The following is a 10,372-nucleotide window of genomic DNA, read 5'->3' on the forward strand; positions in this document are numbered from 1 at the left end:
ACATTGTTTTGGCCTTAATTCAACCTTATCACAGGTCCTTGAATTGAATGGTAGAAATGACATAGGGCGGCGTTCCCGCCGCATATAAAGCTATCGGAAAGCATTATTCTGTGTCCTATTCAAAATTAGTGAAGTACTGAAGGTGGGAAACTGTTGCACCTGTCAGGCTCCAGCTGCTTTTGCCAGTGGAAATCGTTGCAGAATGATCAATAGGAACGGTACCTGTATAAGTGAAATTGTCCCCAAGGGCCCTTGTATGGGTTACAAGGACAGGATAGTAGCCTTTCCACCTTACAGTGTGTCCTGAAGCAGATGTGGAACCATGAGTGCCGTATCCGCCATAGTCGCTGATTATCTGTGGCCCATCGAACCCGTCCCTGAATATCTGCCCCTGTATAGTGGCGCTGTATACCTCGCGGGTCACATCGTGCAGCAGGTCAGGATAATCACTACTCCATTTGTCGTCATTGTAGACCCAGCCGTAGTAAACACTGTCGGTATAGTTGGAGACCGAGACTCTCAGTTTGGAGTTGTTTGCAACTTCTTCCCTGCTTGTACTGGCGTCTGCCATTGACTCGTTGATGCCTTTATCGATATCGACATTGAAAGAGCCGGTTGAAGACAGATTGGCGTAGGATGTATTGATGTTGCTTTGCTTCTCATCCTCATAACCGGAACTTTTTCTGGAAATGTCACTGTAGAGCACTTTTCCGTTGTAGTAGGTAGTATAAGCCGCAGCCCATGGGTCCACTGAGTCAAACACACGCTTTTGTGTGTATAGCGTTCCTGCGTTTACGGATGATGTCAGTGCCGGACCGGTGACGATGTTGAGCGGGCCGTTCAGATAATATTGCCAGGGACCGTATGTGAATGTCCGTATATTAGTTGCTCCAAGCACGACATCCGAATTCGTCCTGCTGCTCAGGGCCTGCTCGTACTCGGTGGTCAGTTGAGCCAGCACCGGCTCCCTGGAGGTTACCAGGGTCGAGATATCCCTACTCCGGTTCACACTTGTACCAGTGGACAGGTCCACAAGCATGTAATTAAGGTCCTTTATTGTAAGGGTGTAGTAAATAGTGTAATCGTCGCCCTGCGACCTTTCGAGCTGGCGTGAAAGCGTGCCGTTGATCTTGCCAATTTCTATCTGTGAGGGTTGCACGTCAGGAACTATGTTTATAGCATAATTGTTGAATGTGTGTACGTTTCTCTGGTAATTGCTCTGCAGGAAGCGGTTGAAGTGATGGGCCGTGATATCCTTGACAGGATTTGTACCCATATGGAACCAGTTCGTTGCTTTAGTATCATTTCCATACATCAGGATAAGGTAGCCATACTCATCGGTAGCATTCTCCGGTATGGTGATCATTTCATTGAACTCGGACTTGCTCCAGAAGGAGTGAGCTTCGTCATACACGATTTTTTCATAGACCGTTCCTGATGATCCTTTCACAATAAGAGTTCTTGGTTTTGCAGAGAATATGTTGACTATGGCTTCAAGTATATTGGATGGCAGTTTCACGTTCACTTCTATCGTTTCGCCCGGTTCTGCCTCCTTGCTTTTTGAGAATACTGAGAACTTATCCTCACCCCATTCTTCATATGTGGTTCCCTCAGACTTGATTATGGGATGCTCTCCTTGCCATTTGAAGGCTTCCATGCCGGCATAGTTGAGGCATCGTGCAAGGTCTGCTGAAGCGATATCCTCTGCGGCTTTCTCCATACTGATGCCGTCGGTCTGGTATATGGTCTCAGCGAGCTCGTAGTCCATTTTCATAAGATAGAAGGAAGATGTTATGGAAAAGAGGAGCACGAAGATGCCGATGACAGCGAAGGGAATATAGGCGCGGGTATCATGAACAAAAGAACACCTGCATCTTCTCGTTTTTATTCTCATTGCAATACCCTTTCGATTTGCTATTCTACTTCACTCAGAATTGAAAAGAAGAAGTAAATTTGATATTTAAACATTGCTATTTTGTTCCGGTAATAAGTAAAAAATAAGAATGCTGTGTAAATATAGCTCGATGTGGTAATACCGATATTAAAGGGACCAACCGGAAACAATGTTAGAAGGAGGATGGCTTAAAGTAATATAAGGAAAGGATGCAATTATTATTAAATCAAATCAGAACTAAATAGGATTGAGGGTGTGCAAATTGACGACAATCGAGATTATGGGTAGTGGTGAGCAGGATAAAGGCTTTACAAGAGATCTGTTTTACATCATGCAGTTTCCTCCTGAAGGTATATTCAGCACCGTGCTTGCAAAATCAAAAACATACAGTTATACACTTATGTGCCTTGCTAAAGGCACTGACATCGACACCCACACATCATCAAAGAACGGGGTAGTTCAGGTGCTTAAAGGAAGTGGAATATTCAGGCTCTTTGATAGGGATATTGAAATGAGGCCGGGTATTTTTATCTTCATGCCGGCAGATGCGCCGCATTCCCTGAAAGCAGACGAAGATCTGGCAATATTGCTCTGCCTCACGGAATAGATATCAACGTAAGGAAAAATGAAAAAGAAATGTTTTTCATTCTTCTGTCATATTTTGCGTGACCAGTTCGAACATGTAGATAGCTGCTTCCTCATTACGCATATCCGTCCAGACTATCCGATCACCATATACGGCAGGATACACCTGGTTTGACACGTTTGAACTTACCTGCAGTTCCTCACCTGTTAAGAGGTCATGCATATAAATGTCCCAATTTCCGGGCATGTCTCCGTCCTGATTGCGGTCATCCATCCATACTATACGGTTGCCGCTGATAGCCGGGTCCACCTGCCAGGATTCGTTTGTTGTCACCTGTATTTCCTCACCTGTCGAGAGGTTATACATGTATATGTCCTGGTTGAAATTGCGGTAATCAGTCCATACTATCCTGTCATCATCTATTGCAGGAAGATACTGCTCAGACTCGTTTTGCGTCAGTTTTGATTCTTCACCGGACGATATATTGTACAGATAAACGCTGGAACTTCCATTGCGGGCATCCTCCCATACAATTGTATCTCCGCAGATATCAGGATACCACTGATCTGCTTCATTGGTTGTGATCTGTGTTTCCTCTCCTGAAGTGATATTGTACATGTAGATGTCCATGTTGCCGTTGCGCATGTCACTCCATACTATCCTGTCTTGGTTTATTGCCGGAACACGCTGGTCAGCAGGGTGGACCGTTACCTGCCTCTCCTCGCCTGAAGAAAGGTCATACATGTAGATATCCCAGTCCCCATTACGATTATCCTCCCATACGACAATATCCCTATATATGTCAGGAGTCATCTGGATAAACGGAGTTGATGTTATCTGCACTTCCTCTTGCGATGAGATATTGTACATGTAGATGTCAAATGTCTCATTACGGGTATCAGTCCATACTATCCTGTCCTCATGGATGGCAGGGTACCATTGCCCTGTCCCGTTAGACTCTATCTGCGTTTCAATACCTTCGGCCATGTTTGCCAATGCCATACCCATAGAAAGAAGTAACAGAACTATCAGAGAATAAATTACTATACTTTTTCTCAGTTTCACTTATTTACACTCCCGGAGAATTCAGGTCTTCTCAGGGACCCGAATTGATAATCTATATATTGTGCTTATAGGCTTTTGTTGCTTTGGAAACATTGTTCCTTAACTAAGCTTGCTGAAACATACTCATGGAGATAAATCCGTAGGTCCCTTAGAATGATACTCAGGCTTTATCATCCCCAGAGTAAATATAAAGAAATAGCATAATGGATAAAGTCGAGTAATAGAAAAATAGATTATATAGATGAAAGGGAAATGATTCTATGACAATAAAAGATTCACTATCAAAAGAGCTGCCTGTGGAAGAGTATGTTATAGATCAGGAACCATACTACATTCCTGTTGGTAATGAAGTGGAAATATTCATGGCAGCTTACAAGAACCTGCTGCCTGTTAATCTCAAGGGGCCTACAGGATGTGGGAAGACACGTTTCATGGAATATATGGCCTACAAATTAAAACGCCCTCTGATAACTGTTGCCTGCCATGAGGATCTTACTGCGACAGATCTTGTAGGTAGATTCCTTATAAAAGGAGATTCTGTAGAATGGAATGACGGCCCTCTGACAAAAGCTGTAAAGAGTGGAGCTATTTGTTATCTTGATGAAGTGGTAGAAGCCAGGAAGGACACTATAGTGGTCATACATCCACTCACAGATAACAGGCGCATTATTCCTATCGACAAGTTAGGTGTCATTATAAAAGCATCACCCGAATTCATGCTTGCCATATCCTATAATCCGGGATACCAGAGTGCTGTAAAAGACCTTAAGCAGAGTACCAGACAGCGATTCGTGTCAATAGAATTCGATTATCCTCCGGCGGACCTTGAAAGGCAGATAGTTATCCATGAAAGCGGAGTAGACGAAAGAACTGCAGGGTTCCTGGTAGAAATAGGCCACAGAATACGCAATTTCAAGCACCATGGTCTGGAAGAGGGAGTAAGTACCCGTCTTATGATCTATGCAGGCAAGCTGATACATGAAGGAATAGATCCGCGGGAAGCATGCAGGACAGCGATGGCAAGGCCGATAACGGATAATGCCGATCTTCAAAAGAGTATCGACGAAATAATATCAGCTATCATGGAATAAGAGGCGGCTTTGGGAAAGGATACAGGTACTTTGGATCATCTTACAGAAGAAGAGATTTCAGCGCTGATAAGCTCTCGCTTCCCAAAACTGGACAGCACCGATATTTTAAGGCTGACAGGAGGATTTGAGGGTTTTGAGAAGCATGAGCTCGAGGCTATCCTTACTCCCGGGGCCAGGGTGTTGAAGAGGGGATTAAGGGTCCTCATGGCTTACCTGAAAGCGTCGCCTGGAGTTTACAGGCTTCTTGCTGAGGAGGATTTCTATAAGTGGCTCCTTATTGCACAGAAAGTGTCTGTCCTGAGTGTATCCTGTTGTGAGGGGTTCTTTGATTCCTCAGCAGGCATTATCAGTAAAGGGGGCCTGCCTCTGCTTGAAAGATGGACCGATAGGGGAGTATCTTATGCAGAAAAAAGTAAATGGCTCGCAATCGCTTATTTCAAATACACAGGTGTCATCGTCGGTTCAACGGATTTTGACAACTTCAAGCAGTTAGTTACGATAGGCAGGGATTTTGCAGATTCGAATGTAAACGTTGCAGAGGAATATTTCAAGAACCTGCCCCTTCTGCAGAGCCTGCTATCAGCCCAGGACTTTGTTCTGTGGTGTGGTATCATAGAACGCATGCTCAAAATATACTGGCTGGCTGCAGTCGACATCATAAATGCGACGCCTGGGGTGCTTTCGGATGTGCCTGCTCATAGAAGGAGAATAGTTTTGGAGGAACTGGATGCGTTTATAATTCACGGAGGAACGACTACACTTGCGCTGTTCAGGAACGCTCCTTATGCTATCGGGAAACTTGATGACCGGAATATGCACAGATGGGCATCAATAGCCTCCGGGATTTCAAAAAGAGATACAGAAGCTTCTGTTTCTTTTATGAACTGGAGTCCTGAGATACTCAGTTACCTGGAAATGGACGAGATTGAGGATTGGGTGAACAAAGGAATAGATACACTCTCTGACAAGCATGCTTTTCGTGCATATGTTTACGGCAGTTTTAAGGGTATGGGAAGCACTTCTGATCATCTCGGCAGGGATGAAAGATCCCTTTTATTGGATACAGGAGCCAAACTTGCGCTAGTAAATCCTGAATGTCTGGAAAGATACTTTGAAAATGCTCCTGATGCCTTTAAAATGCTTGAAAAGGAAAACTTCGGGGAATGGGTAAGCATAGGGATTGCAATCTCAGAGCAGAGTTCAACCTATGGATCCAGTTATTTCAAAAATTCTGTTTCATCCCTGAGAATAATAGCTCCCTCGTATCATGGTGATATTTTCAGGACTTCTCGCAACCTGCTTGAAAAGGACTGGCTCCTAGCGGGGGCTTTTTTTGATAATCTCCCCCAGGTGATTGAAAAGATTGGGGTTGAGGATATAAAGAGATGGGCAGGCACCGGGATCAGGGTATATGAACACACTCAAAAACTGGCTGTGGACTACTTCTCCCATTCCCCCATGCTCATGAAGGATCTCGGGGTCTGCGAACTGGAGGAATGGGCCCTGAACGGAATCAAGATAATGGAGGATAATCCGCTCCTTGGAAGGCCGTATTTTTCCCTGAGGTCTAAGAGCTCAAGAGATTTCATAGAAGAGCTGACAGGTTCTGTAGCTCTTCAAAAGGTAGCCGCCATCCTTCGATACTATGCACTCGGGCTCTCTGGTGTCAACTTCAGCATCCTTTCACGTAAGGTCCTGCAACTTGAAGAGGATGCGGATACGATCAACCCGGTTGTAGCAGGCCGGACTATCTACCTCGCTCCGCGGATTAAGAAATATCGCGGCTTTGATGATAACTTCAGGATATATAAGCTAAGTGTAATGCATGAAGTGGGTCATGTTCAGTTCAGCTCCATGGAAATCCCTTCCAGGGAATCATCGGGACTCATTGAAGCTATCATGGAAAAATACGGCCGTGAGAAAGATGGTACCTATATGGACCAGGTGCATCTGGAGAAGGTCCGGGGCTCCTCGGACACTGTAGACATATCGGACATTGTTGCTCTTTTTCCCAATGAACCTCTGGCGGCAAGCATACTAGGGGTGCTGGAGGATGCAAGAATCGAGTACATGATCATGGATTCCTACAGAGGTGTCCGTTCAGATCTTGAAAACATCAGGCACCAGATGCTTATGGAAAGACCGGTGCCTGAGGATGGACTTGAGATGTTCATGGAGGCACTGCTCTGGCTCTCAACCGGCCATGAGCCTGCTTTTGCTCTTACAGGAACTACGGCAGAGCTGACGGAGAATGTTCGGAGTTCTCTGAATAATATCTTAAGGCAAGATTCATCGATACATGACTGTCTTGAAGTCACTTTTGACATATATAAGATGCTTGATAGTCATTTCGGGCCTCTTGGAGCAAGAGAGTATGAGATCCTGAAGAACATAGAGTACAGGGGCATGGGTCTTGGCGCTTATGGCAATAAAGAACCGCTTGCCAGCAGGGCATATGAGAATGTGATCAAGAGGTTCATCCCTGAAAGTGAGACAGACCTGACCGCAGAGAAGGAAAGACCAAAAGAAGAAAAGGTCAAAAGCAAATCCAGCTACGCTAAAGACAAGGACTGGAAGATACTTGGAAGTTACAGGTACGATGAGTGGGACACTTCCATCAGTGACTATAAAACTGACTGGTGCACCGTTAAAGAGGTGGAGCCCGTGGGCGTGTCTGCAGACTATTACAGGGATGCTTCCGAGCGTTACAGGAACGAGATAGCCCTTATAAAGCGCGTGTTCAGCAGGATGAGACCAGAGGCGTTTCACAGGATGCGCAAACAGGTCGATGGTACTGAGATCGATATTGATGCATTTATAGATGCGCTGATCGACAAAAAGGGCGGTATTAACCCGGAGGACAGGTTGTATATCAGGTGGGATAAGCACGAAAGGGATGTAGCTACCCTTTTCCTGGTGGATGTCAGCGCTTCCACCCGCAAGGTACTGGGCATGGACGGCAGAAGCATCGTGGATGTGGAAAAGGACGCACTCATTGTGATGATACAGGCACTTGAGAGTATAGGGGACAAATACGCAATATACGCTTTCTCAGGAAATACCAGAGAAGATGTAGAGTATTTTGTCATTAAGGAATTCGAAGAGGAACTTTCAGGGGATGTGGCACGCAGGATAAGCCTTCTGGAACCTGTAGCCAATACAAGGCTGGGGCCTGCCATCAGGCATTCAATCACGAAGCTTGAACAGGTCAGCGCAAGGACAAAAATAATGCTGCTGCTCTCTGACGGGGAGCCCTATGACACATGTACGGGGGAAGGTGCTTATCAGGGCCAGCTTGCAGAAGAGGACACAAGGGTTGCCATTCAGGAAGTGAGGTCCAGGGAAATGCATTTCTTCTGCATTACAGTCGATAATAACCCCGGAGAGTACCTGGACAATATATTCTCTGATGTTGGATATACGATAATCGATGATGCACGGGTGCTGCCTGAAAGCCTTCCTTTGCTGTATAAGAGAATAACCACGTGATATAGCATGCATGAGAAGCTTAAAGTATTTATAGCAGGGGCCTATACTACATTGACACTCAAATGTTTGTAGGATATGTTCTTTTGATTACAGATCCTGTAGAAGAGCTTTGGTCAGACCTATAGACTTCTTTTCAACCACTAGGTTGATAAAACAGGCATATATATAAAAATGAATCAAACTACATTCATATTGCGATTAAACATTATATATACAAAGTGATTGACATGGCACCTAAAAGAGCATTTTTGACTAAAGGTTTTGGAGTACATAAGGACAGGTTGGCATCTTTTGAGTTGGCTTTAAGGGCTGCACAAATTGAGAAATATAACCTCGTCACTGTTTCCAGTATACTCCCCCCCAACTGCAAAATCGTATCAAAGGAGGAAGGACTTAGCGATATAGCAGCCGGCGAGATAGTACACTGTGTTCTGGCACGCAATGATACAAATGAGCCGCACAGATTAGTTTCAGCTGCAGTAGGCACAGCAGTTCCTGTGAATGAGAAGAACTATGGCTACATATCCGAACACCACTCGTATGGTGAAGATGAGACTAAGGCAGGAGAGTATGCAGAAGACCTGGCAGCAACAATGCTGGCAACAACTCTTGGTGTTGAGTTTGATGCTGATTCAGCCTGGCACGAGAGAGAGCAGGTATACAAGGCAAGCGGTCACATCATCGACACAACACACTACTGCCAGACAGCCCATGGCGATGCTGAAGGCAAGTGGACGACTGTGGTAGCTGCCATGGTGTTTATCGAGTAATTTTAGGTTATACGGTTTTATTTATGGGTAGTGTATTTTGGAGCCATACCAGATTACATTCCCTTTGATATCATTTGTTTTCAATTGTGAGTTTCGCTTCAGTGTATCTCTGTTTTAAACCCCTGAATAGGTTCTTTATGGAAGTACTCTTTTTGTGGGGGTTCTACGTGCATTGTTACAAAAATCAAATATGGCTGCAATATCAAATAGAAAACTTAAATAAAATATGTGTTATGTTCTCAACCGTATTAACATTTTAAATATAGGTGAATTGTCATGAAGAAAATACTGAGCATACTTTTGGTTTTTGTTATGATCGGACTGGTTGCAGTTTCCGGTTGTACTGACACAGCTGAAGAAGGAACTGAAGACGAGGCAATCGTTGACGATGAAGTGACAACTTTTCATTATTCCTGACTTCAATTTTGACACTATGGAATTTAATATCTGAACCAATACTTCGCAAAGTGAATAACATGTCAGGAACAAACCTATTGATACAGTTGAAAGTAGGTGGTATGATATGAAGAATACTAAGTTGAAAATAGCGTTGATAACCGCTGTTATGTTATTCCTGTCAATCGGGTTTGCCAGCGCAGCCTGTTATCTCAATGATGTTCAGGAAGATAGCATTGAGTATGAAGGATACCTGAATGTTAGTCTGGATGTGTCAACATCAGCTCCATATACGGCTGAGATGATGCTGACAGATGAAACACAGGCCTTTTTCCCGGATGCAACAATCGAGACCATATTGCTCAATGTTCCTGTGGATCAGATCGAAAGTGTGACTGATGCAGAGGGAAATGAATGGGAAGTAAACGAGATCAGTGAAGAAGCAGATGGTTTTGGTATCTTTAACGTCAGTATTGATTCAGGTGATGATGTAGAAATTGACCCTGCAACAACAATCACTATAAATTTAGTTGACACTTGGGACCAGTCATTTCCACGGAATGATGCAGGATATCTCATAGCAACTGAGATAAACGGCATCGGAGAAGATGCCGATGATAGTGCATGGGTGACCCTTGGATTCTGCGAAGCGCCAGCACCTATAGTGGACGAGGAAGAACCTATCGAAGAAGTCCCAGTTGAAGAACCTCCAGTTGAAGAACCTCCGGTTGAAGAACCTCCGGTTGAAGAGCCTCAAGTTGAAGAACCAGCTGAGGAAACTGTCTGTTATCTGAACGTCGTTCAGGAAGACAAGAGCGAATTTGAAGGGCAGCTCAATGCGACATTGATCATCGATAATGAGACAGAGAACACTGCCGAAATTGAGCTAGCGAATGAGACTCTTGAGGAATTCCAGGAAGCTCAGATGAACAGGATACTGCTCAATGTTCCTGTGGATCAGATCGAAAGTGTGACTGATGCTGATTGAAACTAGATTGAATTTGCAGAGTCTGGGGTAGAGATCAACGATAATCAATTCGGGTACTTCATTACAATGATCACTGTAATGATGGATATGGAA

Annotated in this window: 8 protein-coding genes; 6 read left to right on the forward strand and 2 right to left on the reverse strand. The window is 44.4% G+C overall.

Annotated features, from left to right (window positions below; all coding sequences use genetic code 11):
- Window positions 1-115: 115 nt before the first annotated feature.
- On the reverse strand, window positions 116-1,894 hold the full coding sequence (locus Q8J68_RS12305; RefSeq protein ID WP_305311811.1) for a hypothetical protein: 1,779 nt from the start codon (window positions 1,892-1,894) through the stop codon (window positions 116-118).
- 262 nt (window positions 1,895-2,156) lie between these two features.
- Between Q8J68_RS12305 and Q8J68_RS12310 the strand changes: the two genes are divergently transcribed.
- Window positions 2,157-2,501 (forward strand): cupin domain-containing protein, encoded by a 345-nt coding sequence (locus Q8J68_RS12310; RefSeq protein WP_305311812.1) that lies wholly within the window; start codon window positions 2,157-2,159, stop codon window positions 2,499-2,501.
- A gap of 36 nt (window positions 2,502-2,537) precedes the next feature.
- Here the strand turns inward: Q8J68_RS12310 and Q8J68_RS12315 are convergent, their stop codons facing one another.
- Window positions 2,538-3,482: a hypothetical protein gene (locus Q8J68_RS12315; RefSeq protein WP_305311813.1), complete on the reverse strand. Its 945-nt coding sequence runs from the start codon at window positions 3,480-3,482 to the stop codon at window positions 2,538-2,540.
- A gap of 323 nt (window positions 3,483-3,805) precedes the next feature.
- Here Q8J68_RS12315 and Q8J68_RS12320 point away from each other — a divergent pair, with 323 nt between their 5' ends.
- The 5 genes from Q8J68_RS12320 to Q8J68_RS12340 all read left to right on the forward strand — a co-directional run bounded on the left by Q8J68_RS12320 (window position 3,806) and on the right by Q8J68_RS12340 (window position 10,279).
- Window positions 3,806-4,636: a CbbQ/NirQ/NorQ/GpvN family protein gene (locus Q8J68_RS12320; RefSeq protein ID WP_305311814.1), complete on the forward strand. Its 831-nt coding sequence runs from the start codon at window positions 3,806-3,808 to the stop codon at window positions 4,634-4,636.
- A 9-nt stretch (window positions 4,637-4,645) separates the two neighbouring features.
- On the forward strand, window positions 4,646-8,125 hold the full coding sequence (locus Q8J68_RS12325) for a nitric oxide reductase activation protein NorD (protein ID WP_305311815.1): 3,480 nt from the start codon (window positions 4,646-4,648) through the stop codon (window positions 8,123-8,125).
- Between the two features lie 227 nt (window positions 8,126-8,352).
- Window positions 8,353-8,895: a pyruvoyl-dependent arginine decarboxylase gene (locus Q8J68_RS12330; protein WP_305311816.1), complete on the forward strand. Its 543-nt coding sequence runs from the start codon at window positions 8,353-8,355 to the stop codon at window positions 8,893-8,895.
- 276 nt (window positions 8,896-9,171) lie between these two features.
- Window positions 9,172-9,312 (forward strand): hypothetical protein, encoded by a 141-nt coding sequence (locus Q8J68_RS12335; protein ID WP_305311817.1) that lies wholly within the window; start codon window positions 9,172-9,174, stop codon window positions 9,310-9,312.
- 106 nt (window positions 9,313-9,418) lie between these two features.
- Window positions 9,419-10,279, forward strand: coding sequence for a hypothetical protein (locus Q8J68_RS12340; protein ID WP_305311818.1), 861 nt, complete (start codon window positions 9,419-9,421; stop codon window positions 10,277-10,279).
- Window positions 10,280-10,372: the final 93 nt, after the last annotated feature.

The sequence above is a fragment of the Methanolobus sp. genome (genome assembly GCF_030682845.1).
GTDB lineage: Archaea > Halobacteriota > Methanosarcinia > Methanosarcinales > Methanosarcinaceae > Methanolobus.

Coding starts and splice junctions, on each gene's coding strand:
- Q8J68_RS12305 (WP_305311811.1), bottom strand. CDS start 1,894: ATGAGAATAAAAACGAGAAGATGCAGGTGTTCTTTTGTTCATGATACC.
- Q8J68_RS12315 (WP_305311813.1), bottom strand. CDS start 3,482: ATGGCATTGGCAAACATGGCCGAAGGTATTGAAACGCAGATAGAGTCT.
- Q8J68_RS12320 (WP_305311814.1), top strand. CDS start 3,806: ATGACAATAAAAGATTCACTATCAAAAGAGCTGCCTGTGGAAGAGTAT.
- Q8J68_RS12330 (WP_305311816.1), top strand. CDS start 8,353: ATGGCACCTAAAAGAGCATTTTTGACTAAAGGTTTTGGAGTACATAAG.
- Q8J68_RS12335 (WP_305311817.1), top strand. CDS start 9,172: ATGAAGAAAATACTGAGCATACTTTTGGTTTTTGTTATGATCGGACTG.
- Q8J68_RS12340 (WP_305311818.1), top strand. CDS start 9,419: ATGAAGAATACTAAGTTGAAAATAGCGTTGATAACCGCTGTTATGTTA.